Genomic DNA, 23,573 nt, shown 5'->3' with positions numbered 1-23,573 from the left:
GACCCTCCTCCGATGGCCGAACAACCCACCCCGCCCGATAGCCGAGGATCCGAAACGCCGGACAGTGCCGTCCAACTACCGACGCACCATGCGACTCGACGACGTAGCAGCCTGACCTGCACTGCCCCACGACCTGATTCCCCACACCCGGCACGGCCGGGCCCGCATCTGTTGTTTGAGAACTCCACAGAAACAACCCCATCCCGATGGGACGGCTCGCCAGGCGGGAGAAGTGTCAGCATCCTTCGATGGCCTGCGTCATCCCCGGCTGGTCGAGGTGCGAGCCGCGTGGGGCGCGCCTCGAGCCCCACTGCTACGGTGTTGGACTCGGACCACCGAAGCCGGACAGCCACCGGCGCAACAGATCGGCGCTCAGGTCACCGTTCGACGCAGCGACTCGCGAAATCGATGATCTCTCCGGCTACTTCGTCACGGATCTCGGGCTCGTTGTGAACCTCGTGCCGAAAGCCGGTGTATACACGGGTGCGGACGTCCGGATGTCCGCTGCGCGCAAGCTGATTGGCCACATGGTAGGCGCCCTCCCCGAAGTTGGTGACCGGGTCGCCGTCGCCGGCGAGGATCAACACCGGAAGATCAGCACGTATCGACCGGTACCAGTCGGCAGCATTGGCGGCGTCGTAGAGGTCGACGAATCCGCGCAGGAACCGCACCGACATCGGGGCGCCGAAGTTGTTCAGCGGGTCGATGGCATGATCAGCGACGACGTCGGGGTCGCGGGCCACCCACGCCGTCGGGCCGGATCCCGGCTCGTAGCGGGAGATGAACCCGTCGAACATCGACACCACGTACGCCTCTGATGCCGGCGCAGCAGTATCGGTCTCGGCGGCGAGAGCATGACGGTCGAGCAGATTCTCGATGCCGTGAATACCTGCGGCGATACCACACAGAATCAACCCGTCGACCTGATCACTGTCCCCACTCACCAGTCCGCGCGCGATCATCGACCCCCACGAGTGCCCAAAGATCACGTACGGCAGATCGGGATGACGTTCGCGCACGATCGAGCGCAACGAGCGTTCATCGTCCACCACCACCTGATCCGCCCGATCACCGACGTCGGCCCAGATGCCCGACGACATCGCCGTCTTGCCGTGCCCAGCGTGATCGTCGGCCGCTACGACGAACCCCGCATCCAGCAACTTCGTGATCAGCGGGAGGTAGCGTCGCGAGTGTTCACCCAGTCCATGGATCAGCTGGATAATCCCCCGGGCCGGCCGTACCGGCTCGTAGATCCACCCGTAGATCGTGTCCCGTTGATTGCTCGAGGTGAACTCGACTTCGCGGAGTGACATCGTTGGCTCCTGTGGCGGTGATCGGTGACGTCGTAACGCTAACAGCGTCGCCACATGCGCCCGGCAAAATCGCAAAGCCGGCCGACCGACCGGGTCCGGACTGTCATCGTGAACAGTCAGACCACCGCGAACTCGACGTCCTTGGTTGCTAGGGTGCGACAGGTTGCGGGGTCTCGCCGAACAGCGCGAAGAATCAGCGACTGAAGTTCGCGGCCGACAACACGCCACGGTTCACCCGCTCATGGTCCGGACCGCCACGCCACGCCACGCCACGCCACAACGATTGTCGGTCCGTCACAACGACAACACCCCCGACCGCCACCAGGGCGATCGGGGGTGTCGAGGTTGTCGAACTCGCTCAGGCCTGTGCGGGCTCGGCGAAGTTGCGGGTAACCGCCGGGTCGACCGGGATACCCGGGCCCGTGGTGGTGGAGACGGTGACCTTCTTGATGTAGCGGCCCTTGGCAGCCGACGGCTTGGCGCGCATGATCTCGTCGTAGGCGGCACCGTAGTTCTCGGCCAGCTTGGTGGCGTCGAACGAGGCCTTACCGATCACGAAGTGCAGGTTCGCTGCCTTGTCGACGCGGAAGTTGATCTTGCCGCCCTTGATGTCGTTGACGGCCTTGGTCACGTCCGGGGTGACGGTGCCGGTCTTCGGGTTCGGCATCAGGCCACGCGGGCCCAGGACCCGCGCGATGCGGCCGACCTTGGCCATCTGATCGGGGGTGGCGATCGCGGCGTCGAAGTCCAGCCAGCCGCCCTGGATCTTTTCGATGAGATCCTCGGCGCCCACTTCGTCGGCACCGGCGGCCACGGCCTCGGCAGCCTTGTCGCCGGTGGCGAACACGATCACGCGGGCGGTCTTACCGGTCCCGTGGGGCAGATTGACGGTGCCTCGAACCATCTGGTCCGCCTTGCGGGGGTCGACGCCCAGCCGGATCGCAACCTCGACGGTCGCGTCGGTGTTCTTCGACGACGTGTCCTTGGCCAGCTCGGCAGCCTCCAGCGGGCTGTAGAGCTTGCTCTTGTCGACCTTCTCGGCCGCGGCCACGTAGGCCTTGCTCTTCTTGCTCATTGCTCTGTTCTTTCTCCGTAAAACTATTCGGGTTGGTGGTGCGGGCCGAGCCGGCCCTCCCACTACATCTGAAGCCTCAGCCCTCGGTGAGAGCGCGAATCCGCGAACTCACTCGACGGTGACAACGCGAGATCGCGAGCTCACTCGACGGTGACAACGCGAGATCGCGAGCTCACTCGACGGTGATACCCATCGACCGAGCAGTACCGGCGATGATCTTCGCGGCCTGGTCGATGTCGTTGGCGTTGAGGTCTTCTTGCTTGGTCTTGGCGATCTCGCGGACCTGGTCCATCGAGACCTTGCCGACCTTCTTCGTGTGCGGCTCGCCAGAGCCCTTCTGCAGGCCGGCAGCCTTGAGGAGCAGCTTCGCCGCCGGCGGGGTCTTCAACTTGAAGTCGAACGACCGATCTTCGTACACGAAGATCTCCACCGGAATGACGTTGCCACGCTGCGACTCGGTCGCGGCGTTGTACGCCTTGCAGAATTCCATGATGTTCACGCCGTGCTGACCAAGCGCCGGACCCACGGGCGGGGCCGGGTTGGCCGCGCCTGCCTGGATCTGGAGCTTGATGATCCCGGCAAGCTTCTTCTTCTTGGGAGGCATCTCTAGTTCCTTGGTTGTTCTTCCTGCTGATCCACGTCCGCTGGAGGCGTGGAAGTCTGTCGACCCGCTGATCGGGGGTCACGGGGGCCGAGCCCCGGTGTGTTCAGATCTTTTCGACCTGATTGAAGCCGAGTTCGACGGGTGTCTCACGACCGAAGATCGACACGAGGACCTTGACCTTGCGCTGCTCGGCGTTGACCTCGGAGATCGAAGCGGGCAGCGTCGCGAACGGTCCGTCCATGACAGTGACCGACTCGCCGACCTCGAAATCGACCTCGATGGTCGAGGTGACCGCGGCTGCTGCGGCCTCTACGCTCGCGCCGGCCGAAGCGGCCTTGGCGGCGGACTTCTTGGCCTCGGTGCGCGGCATCAAGAACTGCAGCACCTCATTGAGGCTCAACGGCGACGGCTTAGAGGTCATTCCGACGAAGCCGGTGACACCCGGAGTGTTGCGCACCGCGCCCCACGACTCGTCGTTGAGATCCATGCGCACCAGGATGTATCCGGGCAGCACCTTGCGGTTGACCTTCTTGGGCTGGCCGTTCTTGATCTCGGTGACCTCTTCGGTCGGCACCTCGACCTGGAAGATGTAGTCACCGACATCGAGGTTCTGCACGCGGGTCTCGAGGTTGGCCTTCACCTTGTTCTCGTAACCGGCGTAGCTGTGGATGACGTACCACTCACCGGGCGCGCGACGCAGTTGTTTGCGCAGTTCCTCGACGGGGTCGGTCGCCTCGGGCTCGGCAGGAGCGTCGGCCTCGTCGGTCGCCACCTCATCGCCGGCTGCCTCGTCGGCCTCAACCGCGGCCTCACCGCCATCGACGGCAGCGGCCTCGTCCTCGGCAGCCTCGGCCTGCGCCGCGACACCAGGGTCGACGGTCTCGTCCACGAGGGTCTCGTCGGTCACGGCCTCGTCGGTCTCAACGCCTTCGACGTCAGCCGCATCGGTGTTCTCCGGGGTGCTCACTGCAGCCCACGCTCCTCTTTCTCACAGTTTCGGTCCGGTCTCACGTCGTTCGCCCGGTCGTCACTCGACCGCGGCGTCCGTCGTGCCGCCGACGACCGGTTTGTCGGGCGCCCCGAGATGGTCGGTGCGCTCACTCGAGGTGAACCGCTAACCGAACAGCCAGAGGACGCCCTTGGCGAAGCCGAGGTCGATGCCGAAGATGAAGGCGGTCATAATGACCACGAACACCAGCACGACGGCCGTGTAGACGACCAGGTCGCGGCGGCTCGGCCAGATGACCTTCCTCAGCTCGGCGACGACCTGCTGCAGGAACAGCCAGATCCGTACGAACGGATTGCGACTCTCCGCAGGCGACGCCTTCTTCGTGCGTTCCTTGACGGCGACCGAGCTTCCGCCTGCGGAATCCGAATCGTCGTCTGCGGTGCCGGCGGCAGACGCCGAACGGCGACCCCGGCCCGAACGCTTACCGGACGGACGCAGCTCGGTGTCGGCCGATTTCGTCAGCGACGTCGGGCTCTCGCCGTCGGAATCGTCGGTGGCATCGGAGACCTCGAGCTCATCGGCCGCCGCCGCGGCGGCGTCCCCCGCGGCATCTTTGGCGCGGGCTGCTCGATCTCGCTTGCTCAACTTCGAGGTCCTCTCGTCAACGTACGCCCTCACCAGGGCAGGGGCGACAGGACTTGAACCTGCAACCTGCGGTTTTGGAGACCGCTGCTCTGCCAGTTGAGCTACGCCCCTTTGCGGCCGTCACGTCCCGGCGAGAAATCCCGCCGAGCCACTCGGGCCACCATCTCGATCCACCCTACGGACTGGTGTGTCGACACCGTCCGGCCGCGTGGCCTTCGGCGACTGACATTCCGCCGTTCGACAGAATGAACCGTCCGACAAAACCAACGCGCCACCCCATGGGTAGCGCGCAAGTCTAAGTCAATCGAGACACTTCAGTGTAGAACATGGGCCCTGCCGAACCCAAAACGCCCTAGGAACACCCCGTCCACCCCGTCGACGTCAGAGGCTCTCCGAGAGAATCCGGACGGCGTCATCGTATCGATCCGGGGTGACCGCGGAATAGGTGAGCCGGACGAACAGGCCGGTCGGCTCCGCGGGAAACCACTCGGCACCCGGCGAGATCGCGAGACCGTTGGTCAGCGCCCGCCCGACGACGGTGTCGGCGTCGGGCAGCGCGTCGCCGGCCCTGCCGAGGTCCAGGTCTACCCAGAGATGCAGCCCACCGGCCGGCCGGCGCGGATCGAAGCCGGCTTCACGCAGAGCGGCCAGCAGGGCGTCGCGCCGGTCCCCCAACGCGCGGGCGAGCGCCCTGCGATGTGTGCGCCACGCCGGCCTACTCACCACGTCGAGGGCGGCCCACTGCAGTATCGGCGAGACGAAGAGATCCGAATGAGCCAGCGCCTGCTCGATGCGCAGCCGTGCCGGTCCACGCGCGAGAATCCCGGCCACCCGCATCGACGGCGACATGCTCTTGGTCAGCGACCTGACGTAGACCACGTGCCCGTGGCGGTCGGCAACGGCGAGCGGCCGCACCGGCTCATCGATCCCGAGGTCGTGCGCCCAATCGTCCTCGACGAGGAATGCGCGGTGTGCGGTGATCACGTCGAGGATCGCCGACCGCTGCCCGGCATCCCAGCGGTCTCCGGTGGGGTTGGCGTGGTTGGGCTGGGCGTAGAAGACGCGTGCCCCTGACGACGTCAACGCGGCGTCGAGGTCGTCGGCCCGGGGCGCGCCGTCGGATCGGGGCACGGGCACGATCACCAGGCCGGACTGTCGGGCGGCGCCGATCGCACCCCAGTAGGTCGGCGACTCCATGACGATCGCTTCGCCGGGGGCGGCGAGCGCACGGAACGCCGCGGCCAGCGCCGCCTGCCCACCCGAGGCGACCATCACATCGGCGGAGTGCCAGGACTCGGCAGGCGCAGACCCAGAAGAGTCGGTATGGGAGAGCTCGTCGGCGAACCAGCGCCGCAACTCCGGAATCCCCGCGATCGGCGGTCGGCGATAGCACTCCGGCCGCCGCGCCACGCGACCGAGTGCAGCACTGACCTCGCGGATGGGCAGCAGCGACTCATCGGGGTAGCCCGAATGCATGGCGATCGTGTCGTGCGGCACCTGCCGCAGGGTTGAACCCACCGGGGACCCACCGTCGCGCCGGGGTCCGAGCGCTGCCGTCTGCCACGCCACGTCTGCACCCGAGTGCCGCGTCTGCCGTGCGCGAACGAAAGTGCCACGGCCGGGCCGTGTTTCGACGAGACCGTCGGCCACCACCATCGCGAGCGCGCGCTGCACGGTCACCGGACCGGCGCCGAACCGCGCGGCGAGGTCGCGAGTGGAGGGCAGCTTCGATCCCGGGCTCGCGGTTGCGGTGAGCGAACGGAGGTGACGCGCGATCTGCTCACTGCTATCGTCTGACATGAGCACCTATAGTAGCGCTATCGGACTTCCGTCACCTCCGCTATCGGCACAGGGACCGACGACCGCCCACGGACTGGCCTGGGGGCTCGTCGGGGTGATCGCCTTTTCGTTCACCGTCCCGTTCACCCGCATCACGGTCGGGGACACCGGCGGTGCGGGACTCGACCCGCTGTTCGTGGGTTGCGGGCGGGCCGTCATCGCGGCTGCTCTCGCCGCGGTGGTACTCATCGCGGTCGGCGCTCCGCTACCGACTCGCCGGCAGCTGTGTCGGCTTGTCCCCGTGTCGGCGGGCGTAGTGGCCGGCTTCCCGATACTGACCTCACTGGCCATGCAACGCACCACCGCCGGACATGCCGCGGTGGTGATCGGCCTGCTGCCCGCGGCGACGGCGGTGGTCGCGGTGCTATTGACCGGCGAACGACCGTCGTCGCGCTTCTGGCTCGGCGCGGCTCTCGGGGTGGGAGCCACCGTCGTGTTCAGCCTGCTCGCCCACGGTGGGTCCGTCGGCAGCAGGCCGGGCGTCGCCGACGTCCTACTCGGCGCGGCGGTGGTGCTCGGCGCGATCGGATACGCGCAGGGCGGGCTGATGTCGCGCGAACTCGGTTCATGGCAGACCATCTGCTGGGCACTGGTTCTCGCGGCGCCGGTGATGGTGGCGGTGTCGGCGGTCAGCGTGGCCACCCATCCACCGCACGCCGGCGCCGGCCAGTGGTTGGCGTTCGCCTACCTGGCCGGCGTCAGCATGTTCCTCGGATTCTTCGCCTGGTATCGCGGTCTCGCGATCGGGCCGATCACCACGGTCAGTCAGATCCAGCTGGTGCAGCCGGTCCTCAGTGTCGGCTGGGCCGTCGCAATGCTCGGCGAGCATCTCACCGTGCCGCTCGTCGTCGGCGGGTGCGCGGTGATCGCGTGCGCCGCTATCACTGTGCGCTCCCGCGTTACGCCGACCCCACGTCAGCGTGAGTGCCCGAAATCGAGTCGCCAGCCTTCGAGTACCCGGACGACGAGTACCCGGACCCCTCGATGACGTAACCGACTCCGTGGCTCAGGTGGAGGACCGAGTCGTGAGCCGCGATGCACTCACCGACGCCGTCGGAGTCACTACGTGCCGAACCGTCGATACCGACGACCTCGTCGATGAGTTCGTCGTCCTCACCGACGTCGTTCTGACGCCGCAGGGCGATCGCGCAGAGACCCAGCCCCACCATCAGCCACACCGTGAGCACCAAGACCGGATGAATGATGTTGTGACCATTGAAGAAGCCGACATCAGGCAGCATCATTTCAGACACCCGCACTTTGGCAGGCGATGTGCTGACACCATCCACGAGGTACTCGAGCGTCTGCGGCCGCAGAGCCGTGAGCTCACCCTCGGCGTCATCGCAGGCGCGGTGGCCGACCCACTCCCTCATCGTTGACCGTGCTCCGCACCAAGGCAACGGCGCTGACGGAAGTCATCATCGCCCGCGCTCGCGACCGCGGCGAGATCGGACCGCGCCGATCCCCACCACGGCCGCCAACCTGGCCGTCGACCTTTACGCTTTCGTTTCCTGATGGAGGGAACGGGGTGGGCGGAGGCAGCCGACGACATCGTCGAGAATGCGACGGTACCGCTCATCCACGCGCACGCCTACCGTAGAACGCCCACAGACTGAACCCTCGCCGTGTCGGATCACGCACATCGTCAGTTGAACTGGATGACGGCCTGCGCGCGACCGAAGATCTTGCGCTCGCCCTGTTTGGCGACGATCGCGATCGTGCCGCGGCGGGTGTCGGGGTCGAGGGATTTGATCTTGCCGGTGAAATCGACGGCGGCACTGTCGTCGGCGGGCACGTAGACCGGGCTGGTGAAGCGAACGTTGTACTCGCAGAACGCCGCCGGGTCGCCGATGTGCTCGGAGACGAAGGTCGCGCCGAGGCCCATCGTCTGCATGCCGTGCGCCACCACATCGCCCATACCCGAGGCCTTCACCAGGTGGTCGGAGAAGTGGATCGGGTTGGGATCGCCGGCCACACCGGCGTAGTTGGTGAGGTTGCCGCGGGTCAGCAGAAAACGCTTGGCGGGTAGTTCCTGGCCCACGGTCAGCGAATCGAAGTCCACCGCACCGTAGGCTCCCGGACGTTCGGTGGGGTCGGGGCGGTCATAGCGTCCCGGCTCGGGCTCGACGGTGCGACCGACGGTGCCGGTGCGGTCGACCTTCATCATCACATGGTCGAGTGACTCGGCGAGTTCGGGATCGATCTCCATGCCCGGCCGCGCGGCCAACGAGGTGTAGGTGGTCATCACCGGCTCGTTGCGCTGATTCCAGATGACGTTCTTCGTCACCATCAGGTCGATCGTCTCCGGGCTGGTGACGTGCCGGAACGAGTCGAGCGACACGTCGCACACCAGCTGATCGCCGACCTTCATCGGCTGGTGGTAGACCAGCCGCTGATCGGTCTGCATGATCTGCCACAGGTCGTATCCGCTGATGACATCCTCGAACAGTTTTCGCTGGGCGACGATGCCGAGCACCGACACGTATGTGGGGGCGGCGATCAAGGTGTCATGGCCGAGCCGGCGCGCGGCGGACTCGTCCCAGTGCGTCGGATGCGGGTCCTGCACTGCCAGGGCGTGTTTGCGGACCTCTTCGCGGCCGATCTCGTAGTAATCGTCGACGGTGTAGTTGAAGCCGACGAGCGACTTGGTGTGCTCGGCGATCTCCTCGGGGCTGAGCTTCTCGCCCACGGCCTTCAGCCCAGAGACTCTCTGTTTGATCTCGGCGTCGCTGATCTGTGACGACATGCGATTCGCTCCTTAACCTATGCCACGTCCCGGTGGCGTCAATCCATGACTTCCGACGGCTGCCGGCGCGACGTGCAAGGTAAGGCCTCCTCCGTGCCGCGCACATACCACTGCGGACCGCCTCGTCGAGGCGGTCCGCAGTGATATGTCTGTATGTCGCCGATCGCCGACGACTGTGTCAGCGAGACTCTTTATGCGCCTGATGCTTGCCGCAGTTCGGGCAGAACTTCTTGATCTCGAGGCGATCGGGATCGTTGCGACGATTCTTCTTGGTGATGTAGTTGCGATGCTTGCACACCTCGCAGGCCAAGGTGATCTTGGGCCGCACATCAGTCGAGGAAGCCACTGTAATCCTTCTTTCACGGGGGTTTGCGTGTTCTCGGCGCTCGCGCCCCCGTGTCCCGGGCCGCCGCGGGCGCTGCGAGTTGTGTAGCGGTGGAGGGGCTCGATCCCTCGACCTCACGATTATGAGTCGTGCGCTCTAACCAGCTGAGCTACACCGCCTTGGCGGCCTGAGCACCCGCGGGGGCGATCAAGTCCTCCCGAGCCCCCTGACGGAATCGAACCGTCGACCTTTTCCTTACCATGGAAACGCTCTGCCGACTGAGCTAAGGGGGCGTTTACTCGCGCTGTACGGTCAGGTGACCGAACGGCTCGAGAGCCTTAACGAGGTTACACACCGACCCGACGGCGCACCAAATCGCCTGTTACAGCGGCTTGACGGCGCGTCGCGAACGACGATCGTCTCGTTTGTGGCAGGTATAGGATTCGAACCTATGTAGCTTGCGCGACGGATTTACAGTCCGCTCCCTTTGGCCGCTCGGGCAACCTGCCGTGCCGTCCTCTAGGCCCTTTCGGACCACGCGAACAACGCCGTGAAGAATACAACGACTACCGCACGTTCACGCAAACCTGCTGGTCAGCGGCCCCCGCCGAGCGCGCTCCGCTCCTCGCCGACGGCGCTCGTCGCTCCGCCCACAGCGCCCGCCCCACCGCCGACGGCGCTCCCCACACCTCGAGAGCGCCCGTTTCACCCGTGAGCGCGCCCACTAGGCTGTACCCCATGGCTGATTCATCGTTCGACGTCGTGAGCAAGGTCGACCGCCAGGAGGTCGACAACGCCCTCAACCAGGCCGCCAAGGAACTGTCCCAGCGCTACGACTTCCGCGGCACCAACACCGGTATCGCATGGTCCGGCGAGGAGGCGATCGTCATCACCTCCGACGCCGAGGAGCGTGCCGTCGCCGGCCTCGAGGTGTTCAAGGAGAAGCTGATCCGCCGCGACATCTCGCTCAAGGCATTCGACGCCGGGGAGCCCGCAGCATCGGGTAAGCAGTTCAAGATCACCGGAACGCTCGTGCAGGGCATCGATTCCGAGCACGCGAAGAAGATCTCCAAGAAGATCCGCGACGAGGGGCCCAAGGGCGTCAAGGCTCAGATTCAGGGCGACGAGTTGCGCGTCTCCGGCAAGAAGCGCGACGACCTCCAGGCCGTCATCTCGCTACTCAAGGGCGAGGACTTCGGCATCGCGCTGCAGTTCGTCAACTACCGGTAGCGGGTGGGTGACGGCAGCGCTCAGCTGATCCCGCGCCGCGCCATCTCCTGCAACCGGGCGATGCGCTCCTCGGTCGGCGGGTGCGTCGAGAAGAGCTTGGCCATCCGGTCGGTGGCACGGAACGGATTCTCGATCATCGCGTGACTCTGCGCGGCGATGTCGGGCTGCGGCGGCAGCGGCGCCGCCTGGATACCGCCGGAGATCTTGGCCAGCGCCGACGCCAACGCCAGCGGGTCCCTGGTCAATTCGGCACCCGAGGCGTCGGCCTGATATTCGCGCGAGCGCGACACGGCCAGCTTGATCAGCGTCGACGCGATCGGCGCCACGAACGCGACGACGAGCATCAACAGCGGGTTGGCGTTGTTGCGGTTGCCCCCGAAGAACAATGCGAAGTTCGCCAGACCGCTGATGATCGCGGCCATGGCGCCGGCGATCGAACTGATCAGGATGTCGCGGTTGTAGACGTGCGACAGTTCGTGGCCGAGGACCGCACGCAATTCCCGCTCATCGAGCAGCCGCAGTATCCCGGCGGTGCAGCACACCGCCGCGTTCTTCGGATTGCGACCCGTGGCAAAAGCGTTCGGCGACTCCGTCGGGCTGATGTAGAGCGCGGGCATCGGCTGATGCGCCGAGGTGGCCAGCTCGCGGACAATGCGATAGAGCACCGGCGCCTCGACCTCGGTCACCGGCTGCGCATGCATCGCCTTGAGTGACATCTTGGCGCTGTTGAAGTAGACGTAGGCGTTGACCGCCACGGCGAGGATGACCGACCCCCACAGGATGGTGGGGCTGCGGAACATCGCGCCGATGCCGACGATGATCGCCGACATCACGCCGAGCAGGAGCGCGGTCTTCAATCCGTTGAAGTGCATCAGGTCCTCGTTCGAGTTACGGCGTCGGTATGCGTCCCGGCGGGCTGCCGGGCGGGCCACACGCCCTGTCGTTTCTCCAACGAGCCAGACCCCGCTTCGGTTTCCAGGTGGGGTGAGCCATCCGACCGCTCGGCTATCCGGTCCGGTCGATGGTGTAGCTGACCAACGAGCTCAGTGCCCCGTGCGCAGGCCCGGTCGGCAACTGGGCGAGCTCGGCACGCGCCTGCTCGGCGAATTCGGCGAGCTTGTCCTTGGCCTGCACCATGCCGCCCGAGACATTGAGCAGATCGAGCGCCTCGGCGACCTCGGCATCATCGGTCAGCGGCCGCGCCGATCCGTCGTCGGCGAGCAGCAGCTTACGCAGTCGATCCGACGACGCGTCGTCCTCGCGCAGCGCGTACAAGACCGGCAAGGTGTGCACACCCTCACGCAGGTCGGTACCCGGCGTCTTGCCGGAATCGCCTGTGACAGAACTGATGTCGATGATGTCGTCGGATACCTGGAAGGCGGTACCGACGATGTCGCCGATCCTGGCAAGTCGCTCGGTGTCGTCGGCGCTCGCGCCGGAGGCCATCGCGCCGAATCGGCCCGCCGCCGCGATCAACGACCCGGTCTTCTCCCACACCACCTTCAGGTAGTGGTCGATCGGGTCGGCGCCCTGCGCGGCACCGACGGTCTCACGCATCTGCCCGGTGACGAGTTCGGCGAAGGTCTCGGCGATGATGCGCACGGCGTCGGGGCCCAGCGTCGAGACCAGCCGAGAGGCACGGGCGAACAGGAAGTCGCCGGAGAGGATCGCAATGCTGTTGGTCCACCGGGCGTTGGCGCTCTGGGCGCCACGACGCATCGGCGCCTCGTCCATGACGTCGTCGTGGTATAGCGTCGCGAGGTGGATCATCTCGACGACGGTCGCCGACGTGATCACCTCGTCGGCGTCGGGGTTACGTCCGAACTGCGATGCGAGGATCGCGAACATCGGCCGGAATCGCTTGCCGCCGGCGCGTGCGAGATGCGTCGCCGCCTCGGTCATGACGTCGTCTCCCGACGCCAGCTCCGTGAGCAGCAGGTCCTCGACGCGGGCCAACGAGGACCGTACGGTCTCCGCGAACTCATCGGTCCCGAGGTCTACGCCGGTGAATGTCGACTTCACGTGTTTGCGCCGCTCCGTTTCGAGAAGTTCCGTTTCCAGAGGGTCAAGGCCATCGGCGTGACGCACCGGGCGCCATACCCCAGGGCACTACCCCCTGTGCAGCCTAGCGTCTGGCACCGGCGCCGCCCGAGCAGCATCGCCCGAAGGTGCGCCGACATACTGGTCAGGTGAGCATCCATGTGCCCCCCGTCGAGGTCCCCGACGCCGCCGACGTCCTGGTCGTCGGCGCCGGACCGGCCGGTTCGGCGGCCGCCGCCTATGCCGCGTCGGCCGGTCACCAGGTGGTTCTCGTCGATGCGGCGGTGTTCCCGCGCGACAAGACCTGCGGCGATGGACTCACCCCGCGCGCTGTCGCCGAACTCGATCGCCTCGGCCTGGGACATCTTCTCGACATGCGGCCGCGTCTGGACGGTCTGCAGCTCAATGGCTGGGGCCGCAGCGTGTTCGTGCCATGGCCGTCGGGCCGTTTCCCCGCCTACGGCAGCGCCGTCGCGCGCCTCGAACTCGACGACGCGATCCGCGAATTCGCCCTCGCGCGGGGCGCGCGAATGGTGTCGGGAGCCAAGGCCGTCGACGTCGAGCGCGACGGCGACCGCATCTGCGCAGTGGTACTCGACACCGCCGATGGTCGGCGAACGATCCGCGTCGGGCAGGTCATCGTCGCTGACGGGGTGCGCTCGGGACTCGGCAAGATCCTCGGCCGACAGTGGCACCGCGACACCGCGTACGGAGTGGCCGCACGCGCCTACGTCCCGTCCCCGCGCGCCGACGCCACCGTGATGGGGTCGCACCTCGAACTCCGCGGTCCCGGCGGTGAACTGCTGCCCGGATACGGCTGGGTGTTCCCACTTGGCGAGGGGCTGCTCAATGTCGGCGTCGGCGCGCTGGCAACGTCCAAAAGGCCAGCGCACATGGCGCTTCGGCCGATCCTCGAGCATTACTCGCACATGGTCGCCGATGAGTGGCAGATCACCGGTGAGCCGGTGCGCATCGCCTCGGCGCTGCTTCCGATGGGCGGTGCGGTCAGCAATGTCGCCGGCCGAAACTGGATGCTCATCGGCGACGCCGCGGCGTGCGTGAATCCCCTCAACGGAGAGGGCATCGATTACGCACTGGAGACCGCCCGGCTGTCGGTTGACCTCCTGTCCGGCGACGACCATACGCACGCCTGGCGCGCTCTGCTCGCCGACCACTACGGACTGGCGTTCTCCGCCGCCCGTCGGCTCGCCGGCCTGCTGACGATGCCGCAGACCGTCCCCGCCCTGGGCCGCCCCGGAATCCGGTCGGCCCGGCTGATGTCGCTGGTGGTCCGGGTGATGGGCAATCTCATCACACCCGACGACACCGACCTCATCGCGCGCGCCTGGCGTGGCGTCGGCCATCTGTCGACCCGCATCGACGAACGCCCGCCGTTCAGCTGACGCTTGGCGACAGCGCCCGCCCCATCGCCGACAGCGCTCTCAGGGGCACCGACAGCGCTCTCAGAGGCACCGACTGCGCTCTGGCGCAGCTCGTTCCCGTCGGATTGGAACAAAACCAAAGACATGCTTCGCACTTCTGAAAAATGACCGCCTCAGGAGCGTCATGCCGTCCACTTAGTCTGTCGCCCCGGGATCGCATCAGTACTCGCCGCGCCGAGCACCGGCTACGAGATAGCCTCGCCCGTATCGAGGACGTGTCAAGGACGTGTCGTTGCCCGCAACGGGCGCGAGGCGTGAGGACTGGCCGTCCGATTCTTCGCCGGCCCGTACCTACCCAGCTGGGGCGTGACATGTCGCAGATACGCTGTTGTCCGCGCAGCTACCAGGGCGATGAGCCAGGCACCTTCGCCCCTGAATGCCCCGTCCGCCGCAGCGTCTGACCCTTCATCCACAACCTTCACGCCAACCCTCCCAAACCCGACGATCCTGGCTACAATCCCTTTCACGCTGCAGATCTGGCCGGGGCCAGAAGGGGGAGAGATGACGGAGTATTTCGTACAACCGGGCACACGTGTGCCACTCGGCGGTGGCTCCACCTACCCACCCGGCACTTCCGTTCCCCAGGTGAATCCCGAACTCGGCGACGGCGGAGTCGTCCAGGTCATCGACGCCGAATGGAAGCGACGAGCCGGGGTGGCACGAAATCTGGCGTCGGAGTTGGCGGGGGTTGCCGCGGAGTTAGTCCGCGTCAACAACGGCAATCACTACGGGGACGTACCGGAAGGTACCAACATGTCTGCGCGTGCGGCTCAGTTCGTCAACTACTTCGCAGCTGGACTGAAGGCCAATATCGAGCGCATAGACGCATTAGCAGCGCTATGCGATCAAGCACACGCCGAGCTGACTGCGACAGATGGCAAGAATGGTCTAGATTTCGAATCAATAAATGCATAACATTCAACTGAAAATAGCCAAGACGGTGGTGACGATGTCCGTTACTCTCTCTGGAACAGTCTGCTGCACGACCAGTTCAGGCGAACATACACCGGACCATATATCCGCGTCAGCGTACCGCCCAAGTACTCCTGCCAGCATCAGACAAGTGGATGCGAACGGAAAACGACTACCATTCGATACCGTCTTTCCGGATCGGTGGAGCAACCTGAACGACGGCTCGTCATACGAACCCTGCACAGCACTATCGGACGGGGAACTAGAGGCATTAGGCTTGGACCAGCAATCAGTGACCGACGGCGCCAACGCCAACATGCAGACATCCCGAGGATGCGACTGGAGATACCGGGATTCGAGCACAGCAGTCGTTTCGCAAGGCGTCGGAAACGACCTTCCGCTCGAAGATTACAAGAAGAAGTACTCAACTGCGATCGAATGGCAATACGACACCAGCATGCAGGGAAGGCCAGTCGCAGTTGGGTATCCCAGATTCCAGGACGCATGCACAACTGCCGTCCAGTCTGGCAGTGCCATAGTCACGACAACTGCCATTCTGTTCATAAACCCTCCGCCTAGAGACCAGGTCTGCGCCAAAGCCATCGCCTTCACCAAGGCAACGATCGACAAGATGCCACCCTGACCCAGCACCAATGCGGCCGGTCTCAAGGCTCGCCGCTACCGCTCCTGGGCACCTCGACCACTGATCTGGCGGGCACCTCGACCCACCGGGCAATCGGCACCCAGTTCGCTCAGTTGCGCGTCAGACGCGAATGCCGGAGTGTATTGCCGCGATGCCGCCGGTGAGGTTCTGCCAGCGGACGTCGGTGAACCCGGCGTCGCGAATGAGGTCGCCGAGGCCGAACTGGTCGGGCCAGGCTCGAATCGATTCGGCGAGATACACGTATGCGGCCGGGTTGCTCGACACCTTGGTCGCCACGGCGGGCAACGCTTTCATCAGATACTCCATGTACACGGTGCGAAATGGCCGCAAAGTCGGTGTGGAGAACTCGCAAATGACCAGGCGGCCACCGGGTTTGAGCACGCGATGAAGCTCGGCCAGGGCGGTCGGTACGTCGTGGACGTTGCGCAGACCGAACGAGATGGTCGCGGCGTCGAATGACCCGTCGGCGAAGGGCAGGGCCATCGCGTCGGCGGCGACCTTCGGTACGTCTCGCGCGGCGCCAGCCTTCAGCATGCCCAGGGAGAAGTCGGCGGCCACACACGAGGCACCCGACGTCGCCAGCTCGACGGTGGAGACAGCTGTGCCGGCGGCCAGGTCGAGTACCACGTCACTGCGGGTGAGCGACAGCGCCTTGCGGGTCGCCCTACGCCACCGCCGATCCTGGGCGAACGACAGCACGGTGTTGGTGATGTCGTAGCGCTTGGCGACGCCGTCGAACATCGCCGCAACCTCGGCCGGGTCCTTGTCCAGACTCGCACGATCGGGGGTAGCCATGGTGATAACGCTACCTGCCCGTCACCGCCGCCCCACCGAGCGCCCGGCAACACTGATGGCCCAACTCACATCTCGGCAAAATCGAAGGTGACAACCGGTCATCACGCCACAGTCACCGACCGTTCGCCACGACGGGGCTTGTTGCTCACCAACCTGGAAACACCATGGACACGAGAACTCATCCCCCCACATCTGCAGGGAACACAACCGACTCCACCACATCACCATTTCTCAGCATTTGCGCGCGATCCTCTCGCTCACGCCACGCCGTCGTCGATGCCAGGAGTCGGCACAAATCGCGGATTACAGGTCACCGCGTCGAACCTGTCGCGACCGATGTAGTCCTCAAACCGCCCGAAGTGCACTCGAACCGGACACAGGGCGCCGAAGCAGAGTCAGCGTCGGTGATGCACCACGAAGTCCAAGGCGTCCGCGGCCGTGACCGCCGCGGCTCCCGACTGCGCAGCGGCCCGCGCCACCACGCAGCTGCCGACGCACAGATCCAGCACCCGGCCACCGATGAGCTGCAGAAGCAGTAGCACACCGTCGGCCATCAGCAGCAATCTTGCTGTGGCTGCTACACGCCACTGGCGTAGGACGGCTCGGGACTGATGAGTTCGAAGCCGAGGGTCCTGTGCACCTTCCGGGGCCGACGAGCGGGCGAAATAGGGGCTCACCCGGCATTCTTCACTTCACGCGCCGGTCGAACCATCGTTACTGCGCCCGGCAGCAGCCGATCTCCTCACCCGGCGAGCCGTTGCCGCCCCATCGCTATCCGCGCGTCGCCTCCGCGCTCGGCGATGACCTCGCCGTAGTGCCCGAGCAGTTCCTCGCACAGAGCCGGCCACGTCCGCGCGCGGACCGCCGCCAGCCCGGCCCGGCCCATCGCCATGCGTCGGGCGGGCTCCCGTAATGCAGCGACTGTTTCGGCGATGCGATCGGCGTAGCTCGCCGGATCAAGGAGGAATCCCGTCGACAGCGGGGTCACGAGATCTCGTGGTCCACCCGCATCGGGACCGATCACCGGTACTCCGCTGGCCATCGCCTCCTGGATCGCCTGGCAGAAGGTCTCGTGCTCGCCGGGGTGAGCGAACACGTCGAGGCTGGCATACGCTCGCGCCAGCTCTTCGCCACGGAGTTCGCCGGTGAACACCGCATTGGGGCAGAGTCGTTGCAGGCGAGCACGTTCCGGACCGTCACCGACGATCACCAACCGCACCGACGGGTCGCGGTCCAGCGGGGCGAGCCGCTCAACATGCTTCTCCGGCGCCAATCGACCCACAAATCCGACGATCAACCGGTCCGCACCCCACTGTGCGCGCAGGTCATCGTCGCGTCTGAGCGGCGAGAACTGGGCGGTGTCGACCCCACGCGCCCAGCGATGCAGTCGCGGAATCCCTCGGGCGGCAAGCGCTTCCATCGTCGCCGTGGACGGAGCGAGGGTGCGGTCGCAGGCCAGGTGCACCATCCGTGTGTAACGCCACGCCGCGTGGCCGGCCACCGCAAGCCGATACGCCTCGGCGAATCCGGCGACGTCGGTCTGGAACACGGCCACCGTCGGCACCCGTAACCGCTTGGCGGCCAACGCACCAGCTCCGCCGACCACGAAGGGCGAGGCGAGGTGCACCACGTCGGGCCGCACGTCGCGTAAAGCGCGGTACATGCTGGGCATCGGCACGCCGACGGGCAGCGACGTGACGCCGGGGAATCGCATCGAGGGCACCGTGTGCACGGGGGTATGCCGGCCCACAAGCCGCGGCGCCCGCCGACCGCCTCGCTCGGAATCCGGTGCGATCACCACGGCATCATGCCCGGCATTCTCAAGATGCTCGACGACTCGGAGGACCGAGTTGACCACCCCGTTAACCTGCGGAAGAAAACTCTCGGCGACGATAGCCACGCGCATGGCGCCAATGGTCGTTGTCGTCGATGACCTCGGCAACGACGACATGTGACCTACGCGAGAACTCCGCGCGAACCTCTGGTCGCCACCGCCTCCTCATACGTCGACGGTTTCCCGATCGTCGGCGGGACGGGGTGACGGGTCGTCGTCGGGGTGATCGCCGAGGTCACCGTCATCGGGGCCGGGGCCGTCCTCGTCGGCGCGACGCGCGGCCCGGCGCAGCAGTCGGCGATTGGCCTCGGCAATCAGCACCATCACGGCAACAACGACCAGCCACGTCAGCGCGGCGACCGACAGCGCCGGGATGATCGCCAGCGACGCCCCTCGGCCGGCGGGCTTGGCCAGATCGGGGTTGTTCTGGTCGTATTCGACGCTGATGCGTTGTCCGGTAACGAGTTCGGTTGGGTACAGTAGCCCCAGCCGCGGGCTGTAGATCTGCCCGTCGGGCGTCTGGAAGTACGCGACGGCATGCAGGTGGTCGGCCGAGACGATGTCGGCCATCACGGTGCCCTTGTCGCGGTTGATCGCCGCGTCGTTAGCGAAGGCCGCCACGACCATCGCGACGGCCATCACGGTGACGATCAGCCCGATCACCAGCAGCGTCTTCTGCACACGCCGCAGGATGACCGGATTCATGCACCTCAGAATACGGGCCCGCTACCGCAGGCGGCCCACAATCCCCGCGTGCACAGATCGCAGGCGCTCACGGTCGGTGACCACCTCGACGACTTCCACCCCGTCGGCGCCCGGCTCGGCGAGCACCGCGGCCAGATCGAATTGCTCGATGCGGCGGTGCGGCAGATGGAATCCCGCACACAACGAGGCCAGGTCGGTGCGATGCGGCGTGCCGAACACCCGCTCATAAGCACCGGCGTACTGGCCGGAGTTGAATCGTGGATCACCCTGCTCGAGCAGCCCGAAGATGCCACCACCGTCGTCGTTGGCGACGACGATCCGCAGGTGCCGCGGCCGTGGCTCCGACGGCCCGAAAATCAGTCCGGTGGCGTCGTGGATGAAGGTCAGATCTCCCATCAACGCGACGGTCCGCGACCCCGGATGGTCGACGTCGTGGGCCAGTGCCGCGCCGATCGCGGTCGAATTCGTCCCGTCGATACCCGCCACGCCACGGTTGGAGAGCACCCGCACTCCCGGCGAGACGCGCCCGGCCAATGCGATGTCGCGGATCGGGTTGCTCGCGCCGACGACCAGTTGCTCACCGGGCACCATGGCTGCGCTGACCGTCCGAGCGACGTGCAGGCCGGTCGCCGGGCCGCCCGCGTCGAGTTCGGCGTCGACCGCCCCGAGAACGCGCTGATGAACCTCGGCGCACTGTTTGAGCCACTTCTCGGCCGCCTCGCCGGTCGCCTCGACCCGGGTGCCGGTCGCGAACACATTGCCCGACACGTCCGGCCACCGCGGTCCGGTGGTTACCGCGTAGACGCGGACCTCGGCATCGGCGAGCAGTCGCGCCACACCGCGATGCAAGGTGGGGCGACCGCAGATGATGGCCTGTTTCGGGGCGAGCGAGTCGAGCGCCAGCGGATGCAGCGGGGTCACCGCATGCGGTGCCGTCGGCTCGGCGACCGTCGGGATCCCATCCAGCTCCGGATAGCGACCAGCTCCATGACCTGCGACGACGACCGTGTCAACGGACAGGTCGACGGGCAGCGGGATGTCGAGTTTGCCGACCGGTGCCTGTGTCCACGGGAGCCCACCGGGACGTCCGGCGAAGACGCCGAGGTCGGACTCTGGGCCGGTCAGCGGCCCGGGGACGAGCGGTTCGCGTAGCGGTATGTCGAACTGCACCGGTCCGGCGTTGCCGGTCCGCGCACCCCGCGCCGCCGCCAGTACGCGACCCACGGCCGAGCGCCACTGGCTGTTGGTGTCGAGGTCGGCCTCGGCCAGGCCCAGGCTGATCGCGGCACGTACCTGCGTACCGAAGATCCCGAACTGTTCAACGGTCTGATTGGCCCCCGACCCGAGCAACTCGTACGGCCGGTTCGCGCTGACCACTACCAGCGGCACCCGGGCATAGTTGGCTTCGAAGACCGCCGGACTCATGTTGGCCACGGCGGTGCCGCTGGTCATCACAATCGGCACCGGCCGCCCCGACGCCGCCGCCAATCCCAGGGCGAGGAATCCCGCGGACCGTTCGTCGATCCGGACGTGCAGCCGCAGCGCGCCGGCGGCATCGGCGGCATGGAGCGCGAATGCCAGTGGCGCATTGCGTGATCCCGGGCACAGCACCGCCTCGCCGACTCCGCCGCGGACCAACTCGTCGACGATGACCCGCGCCTGCAGGGTGGACGGGTTCGGGGGCGCGGATTCCGGGGAAGACCTCATGGTTTCCACACTACGATGCCGCTTTTCCGCACCGATCTCCGCCGATGAACGCCCCGTGGCACCCCGCCTCGCCTGTGTGCAGTCATTCCGGAAGTAGAAATTCGACAAAAGCCCAGTTCGGCGGTTGCGGCGTACTCGGCAAATGACTGAAAACAGGCGAACAGCGCCATCATTCGTCGTCGGGAGGCGGCAATCGGTGCCGATCGTCGTCGAGAGTCCGGGTGATGTCGGCCAGTGTGTCGTCCCAGCCATAGAGAACGTCGTCGTAGGTCAGGCGCATCGTCGAGTAGCCCCTGGCCAGCGATTTGCGGTCGCGGCGACGGTCCTTGCGGTAGTTCTCCAGACTGGTGTGATGAAGCTTGCTGTCGCACTCGATCAGGAGTCGGCCCACCCGCAGGTCGAACCAGCCCAACCCGACGAGATTCGGTTGGACCACGACGTCATACCCTCGTCGTCGTAATCGGGTGCGCACCATGGTTTCCGTGCCCGACTGGGATCGGGGATCGCACTCGGTCAGGAGCATCTCGATGGTGGCGTTGGGTCGCGGGAGCATCGCCAGCAGCAACTCCACATCGAGACCCTGACTGTTCAACACCGAATCGGCGACGACGATCCAGTCATCGGGACTCATGCACCCGACCGCACTGCACAGGGCCAGCGGAACCGGGTCGAGGATCGAGTGCACCGGTAGCGGTGGCCCAGGCGGGCGACAGCAGGCCTCTCCCCTCCTCATCGCATCCTTGCCCGCTCGGATATGCACCGCCTCGTAGCCCGGCGGAACCCAGATCCCGTACTTATCCAGCGCGGTCGGACCCGACAATGCGCCATATCCCCGAACCGCCAGGAGTGCGTCGGAGTCGGCGCCCGGGATCGAGTACCACCCCCGTCTTTCGGCGGCGAGTTCTCCTCGGCGCACCATCCGCCGCAAGTCGTTGTCGGTCAGCCCGCCCGCGATCAGCTCCGCACGGCTCGTCACACCCAGTTCGATGATCTTGTCCACGAAGTTTGGACGCAGCGAGACCCGTTCTGGCTCCCACTCGCCTTCTTTCAGTCATATCCGAAGTCGAGACTCACCAAAAGCCCAGTTCAGAGAGCCGTTTATCCCCGATATATGACTGAAATCAGGCGAGCAACCGGCCGGCGGACCAATCCTCGCCTCACGTGCTCCGGTTTCCACGACCGCCGCCTCCTTCCACCCCTGATGACCCTGACCCGCGGATCGTCGACGATGGTCCCGCTGCGCGCATGCGCGTTGGCCGACCACATCGTCGAGGTGAGGTTCGGCTCGGGCCACAACATCGAGGCCTACCCGGCGACGGTGAGCCGGGTCAGCGCCATCGAACCCTCCGACGACGGCTGGCTCCTCGGTGGCGACCGGGGACTGGTCGTATGTCGCGGTCCTGAAACCTGCTACCGGCCTCCGCTTGCAGGAACACAGTGACGCAACCGATCCCGGGTCCAGCAGTGGCGGCGCCTCGAGCCCGTGCAGCGTCGGGTCGCCGGTGGCTGTCACCTCACCCGCGACATCCCCGACACCGGATTCGAGATCTCCGACCCCGACCGCTTCTCCTAACGCGGCACTCCAAGATCTTCGGCGCGATGAGCCTGGGAGGCGCCCGCAGCCACTGACCCGGGCCCGCCTACGCTGGGGCCGGTGCGTCGTTGGATCGGATTGGCCCTCGTCACCGCAATCGCCGCCTATCTTCTCGAACTCCTCGACGTCGACGCCGCCGCTTTATTCGCAGCCCTGGTGATCGCCGCGGTCCTCGCCATCGCCGGAGCGGCCCCCCGCGCGCACGCCGACGACCCCGACACCCCAGTCGTCCCCCGCCCCCTGTTCCTGGCAGCGCAGGGGGTGCTCGGTGTGTACATCGGCACCATGGCCGAGCCGAGCACGCTGTCGGGACTGGGCTCGGCGTGGTTGCCGGTACTCGTCGTCGGATTGGGCACCCTGGCCCTGTCGGTGGCCGGCGGAGCCCTGCTCGGACTGCACAGCCAAGTCGATACCCTCACCGGTGCGCTGGCCCTGGTCGCCGGCGGCGCGTCCGGTCTGGTGGCACTGACCCGTGAACTCGGTGGTGACGAGCAGGTCGTCGCCGTCGTTCAGTACGTGCGCGTGGCTCTGGTGACCCTCACCATCCCGCTGATCGCGTCGGTGGTGTTCGGCGCCTCGGCCGGCGGTGTCGCGCAGGAGTCACCGAGTTGGACCGATCAGGGCTGGGGGCTGCTACTGCTCGGGATCTGCGCGGGGGTCGGCGTGCCCGTCGGCCGGATCATCCACCTCCCGGCGGCCGGCCTGCTGGGTCCGATGGCGTTGTCGACGACCGCAGAATTGACCGGAGTGGCCGGTGACGCCGCGATCTCACCGATCATGCTCGCAATCGCCTACGCGGTGATCGGTTGGCAGGCCGGGCTGGGCTTCACGATGGAACGACTCAAGGCGATCGGGCGCATCCTGCCACCGGCGATCGGTCTGATCCTCGCGATCGGGGTCGGCTGCGGGCTACTCGGTGTGCTGTTGTCCTGGTGGACCGGCGAATCGATGGTCGACTGCTATCTGGCGACCACCCCGGGCGGGATCTACGCGGTGCTCGCCGCGGCCACCGCGGCCGGCGGCAACGTCGCCTTCGTGGTGGCCGCACAGATCCTGCGAGTGCTGTTGATGCTGTTCGTGGCACCGTTCGCCGCGCGCTGGGCCGCCCGCCGGCGCCCCGGACCAGCCGCGCTGTGACCGATCTCGCACGACGA

The 23,573-nt window shown here is 66.4% G+C and carries 24 protein-coding genes and 4 tRNA genes; 7 read left to right on the top strand and 21 right to left on the bottom strand.

The window, feature by feature from the left end; all coding sequences use genetic code 11:
- Nucleotides 1-377: 377 nt before the first annotated feature.
- From EF294_RS02705 to EF294_RS02675, 7 genes are all read right to left on the bottom strand, one after another.
- Nucleotides 378-1,313: an alpha/beta fold hydrolase gene (locus EF294_RS02705; RefSeq protein WP_123925462.1), complete on the bottom strand. Its 936-nt coding sequence runs from the start codon at nt 1,311-1,313 to the stop codon at nt 378-380.
- A 358-nt stretch (nt 1,314-1,671) separates the two neighbouring features.
- Nucleotides 1,672-2,388 (bottom strand): 50S ribosomal protein L1, encoded by a 717-nt coding sequence (gene rplA, locus EF294_RS02700; protein ID WP_123925461.1) that lies wholly within the window; start codon nt 2,386-2,388, stop codon nt 1,672-1,674.
- Between the two features lie 172 nt (nt 2,389-2,560).
- A complete protein-coding gene (gene rplK, locus EF294_RS02695) occupies nt 2,561-2,992 on the bottom strand; it encodes a 50S ribosomal protein L11 (RefSeq protein WP_006370804.1) in 432 nt (143 codons plus the stop codon).
- A 103-nt stretch (nt 2,993-3,095) separates the two neighbouring features.
- Nucleotides 3,096-3,959 carry a transcription termination/antitermination protein NusG gene (nusG, locus tag EF294_RS02690; RefSeq protein ID WP_123925460.1) on the bottom strand — a complete coding sequence of 288 codons (864 nt, stop codon included), beginning with the start codon at nt 3,957-3,959 and terminating at the stop codon, nt 3,096-3,098.
- A 147-nt stretch (nt 3,960-4,106) separates the two neighbouring features.
- The gene (secE, locus tag EF294_RS02685; protein WP_185090925.1) at nt 4,107-4,586 is read right to left on the bottom strand and encodes a preprotein translocase subunit SecE; all 480 of its coding nucleotides are present in this window, start codon (nt 4,584-4,586) and stop codon (nt 4,107-4,109) included.
- A 38-nt stretch (nt 4,587-4,624) separates the two neighbouring features.
- Nucleotides 4,625-4,697 (bottom strand) — tRNA-Trp (locus EF294_RS02680).
- Nucleotides 4,698-4,967: 270 nt separating this feature from the next.
- Nucleotides 4,968-6,386 carry an aminotransferase-like domain-containing protein gene (locus tag EF294_RS02675; RefSeq protein ID WP_123925458.1) on the bottom strand — a complete coding sequence of 473 codons (1,419 nt, stop codon included), beginning with the start codon at nt 6,384-6,386 and terminating at the stop codon, nt 4,968-4,970.
- Here EF294_RS02675 and EF294_RS02670 point away from each other — a divergent pair.
- Nucleotides 6,385-7,413: a DMT family transporter gene (locus EF294_RS02670; RefSeq protein WP_123925457.1), complete on the top strand. Its 1,029-nt coding sequence runs from the start codon at nt 6,385-6,387 to the stop codon at nt 7,411-7,413. The two genes, EF294_RS02675 and EF294_RS02670, sit on opposite strands and share 2 nt — an antisense overlap.
- Here EF294_RS02670 and EF294_RS02665 read toward each other — a convergent pair.
- From EF294_RS02665 to EF294_RS02640, 6 genes are all read right to left on the bottom strand, one after another.
- Entirely contained in the window at nt 7,325-7,669 is a 345-nt protein-coding gene (locus tag EF294_RS02665; RefSeq protein ID WP_123925456.1) for a hypothetical protein, read from the bottom strand. The two genes, EF294_RS02670 and EF294_RS02665, sit on opposite strands and share 89 nt — an antisense overlap.
- Nucleotides 7,670-8,070: 401 nt before the next feature.
- Nucleotides 8,071-9,171, bottom strand: coding sequence for a fused (3R)-hydroxyacyl-ACP dehydratase subunits HadA/HadB (locus tag EF294_RS02660; RefSeq protein ID WP_123925455.1), 1,101 nt, complete (start codon nt 9,169-9,171; stop codon nt 8,071-8,073).
- Between the two features lie 178 nt (nt 9,172-9,349).
- Nucleotides 9,350-9,517 carry a 50S ribosomal protein L33 gene (gene rpmG / locus EF294_RS02655; RefSeq protein WP_003929651.1) on the bottom strand — a complete coding sequence of 56 codons (168 nt, stop codon included), beginning with the start codon at nt 9,515-9,517 and terminating at the stop codon, nt 9,350-9,352.
- An 84-nt stretch (nt 9,518-9,601) separates the two neighbouring features.
- A tRNA-Met gene (locus EF294_RS02650) sits at nt 9,602-9,675 on the bottom strand.
- Between the two features lie 41 nt (nt 9,676-9,716).
- A tRNA-Thr gene (locus tag EF294_RS02645) sits at nt 9,717-9,789 on the bottom strand.
- Between the two features lie 135 nt (nt 9,790-9,924).
- Nucleotides 9,925-10,005, bottom strand: a tRNA-Tyr gene (locus tag EF294_RS02640).
- A 229-nt stretch (nt 10,006-10,234) separates the two neighbouring features.
- Between EF294_RS02640 and EF294_RS02635 the strand changes: the two genes are divergently transcribed.
- The gene (locus EF294_RS02635; protein WP_123925454.1) at nt 10,235-10,726 is read left to right on the top strand and encodes a YajQ family cyclic di-GMP-binding protein; all 492 of its coding nucleotides are present in this window, start codon (nt 10,235-10,237) and stop codon (nt 10,724-10,726) included.
- Between the two features lie 20 nt (nt 10,727-10,746).
- On the opposite strand, the gene htpX is transcribed toward EF294_RS02635, so the two are convergent.
- Nucleotides 10,747-11,598, bottom strand: coding sequence for a zinc metalloprotease HtpX (gene htpX, locus EF294_RS02630; RefSeq protein WP_123925453.1), 852 nt, complete (start codon nt 11,596-11,598; stop codon nt 10,747-10,749).
- A gap of 133 nt (nt 11,599-11,731) precedes the next feature.
- On the bottom strand, nt 11,732-12,748 hold the full coding sequence (locus EF294_RS02625) for a polyprenyl synthetase family protein (protein WP_123925452.1): 1,017 nt from the start codon (nt 12,746-12,748) through the stop codon (nt 11,732-11,734).
- Nucleotides 12,749-12,915: 167 nt separating this feature from the next.
- On the opposite strand from EF294_RS02625, the gene EF294_RS02620 reads away from it, so the two are divergent.
- The 3 genes from EF294_RS02620 (at nt 12,916) to EF294_RS02610 (ending at nt 15,763) form a co-directional block, all read left to right on the top strand.
- Entirely contained in the window at nt 12,916-14,169 is a 1,254-nt protein-coding gene (locus EF294_RS02620; protein ID WP_425459386.1) for a geranylgeranyl reductase family protein, read from the top strand.
- A gap of 624 nt (nt 14,170-14,793) precedes the next feature.
- A complete protein-coding gene (locus EF294_RS21285) occupies nt 14,794-15,123 on the top strand; it encodes a hypothetical protein (protein ID WP_185090924.1) in 330 nt (109 codons plus the stop codon).
- On the top strand, nt 15,116-15,763 hold the full coding sequence (locus EF294_RS02610) for a DUF3558 family protein (RefSeq protein ID WP_123925451.1): 648 nt from the start codon (nt 15,116-15,118) through the stop codon (nt 15,761-15,763). The genes EF294_RS21285 and EF294_RS02610 overlap by 8 nt, the downstream gene beginning before the upstream one ends.
- A gap of 120 nt (nt 15,764-15,883) precedes the next feature.
- Here the strand turns inward: EF294_RS02610 and EF294_RS02605 are convergent, their stop codons facing one another.
- From EF294_RS02605 to EF294_RS02580, 6 genes are all read right to left on the bottom strand, one after another.
- Nucleotides 15,884-16,579: a demethylmenaquinone methyltransferase gene (locus EF294_RS02605; RefSeq protein ID WP_123925450.1), complete on the bottom strand. Its 696-nt coding sequence runs from the start codon at nt 16,577-16,579 to the stop codon at nt 15,884-15,886.
- 395 nt (nt 16,580-16,974) lie between these two features.
- The gene (locus tag EF294_RS21820) at nt 16,975-17,133 is read right to left on the bottom strand and encodes a hypothetical protein (protein WP_246007636.1); all 159 of its coding nucleotides are present in this window, start codon (nt 17,131-17,133) and stop codon (nt 16,975-16,977) included.
- Between the two features lie 188 nt (nt 17,134-17,321).
- Nucleotides 17,322-18,485 carry a glycosyltransferase family 4 protein gene (locus tag EF294_RS02595; protein ID WP_123925449.1) on the bottom strand — a complete coding sequence of 388 codons (1,164 nt, stop codon included), beginning with the start codon at nt 18,483-18,485 and terminating at the stop codon, nt 17,322-17,324.
- Nucleotides 18,486-18,578: 93 nt separating this feature from the next.
- Complete coding sequence (locus EF294_RS02590; protein WP_123925448.1) at nt 18,579-19,118, bottom strand: DUF3592 domain-containing protein; 540 nt, start codon at nt 19,116-19,118, stop codon at nt 18,579-18,581.
- A 21-nt stretch (nt 19,119-19,139) separates the two neighbouring features.
- Complete coding sequence (gene menD, locus EF294_RS02585) at nt 19,140-20,825, bottom strand: 2-succinyl-5-enolpyruvyl-6-hydroxy-3-cyclohexene-1-carboxylic-acid synthase (RefSeq protein WP_185090923.1); 1,686 nt, start codon at nt 20,823-20,825, stop codon at nt 19,140-19,142.
- Between the two features lie 169 nt (nt 20,826-20,994).
- Nucleotides 20,995-21,825 (bottom strand): type IV toxin-antitoxin system AbiEi family antitoxin domain-containing protein, encoded by an 831-nt coding sequence (locus EF294_RS02580; RefSeq protein ID WP_123925446.1) that lies wholly within the window; start codon nt 21,823-21,825, stop codon nt 20,995-20,997.
- 201 nt (nt 21,826-22,026) lie between these two features.
- Here EF294_RS02580 and EF294_RS21815 point away from each other — a divergent pair, with 201 nt between their 5' ends.
- Both EF294_RS21815 and EF294_RS02570 read left to right on the top strand, forming a co-directional pair.
- Nucleotides 22,027-22,266 (top strand): hypothetical protein, encoded by a 240-nt coding sequence (locus tag EF294_RS21815; protein ID WP_246007635.1) that lies wholly within the window; start codon nt 22,027-22,029, stop codon nt 22,264-22,266.
- A 213-nt stretch (nt 22,267-22,479) separates the two neighbouring features.
- Nucleotides 22,480-23,556 carry an AbrB family transcriptional regulator gene (locus EF294_RS02570; protein WP_123925445.1) on the top strand — a complete coding sequence of 359 codons (1,077 nt, stop codon included), beginning with the start codon at nt 22,480-22,482 and terminating at the stop codon, nt 23,554-23,556.
- Nucleotides 23,557-23,573: the final 17 nt, after the last annotated feature.

It is taken from the genome of Gordonia oryzae, assembly GCF_003797185.1.
GTDB lineage: Bacteria > Actinomycetota > Actinomycetes > Mycobacteriales > Mycobacteriaceae > Gordonia > Gordonia oryzae.
This window is presented reverse-complemented; position numbering and strand designations above follow the sequence as displayed.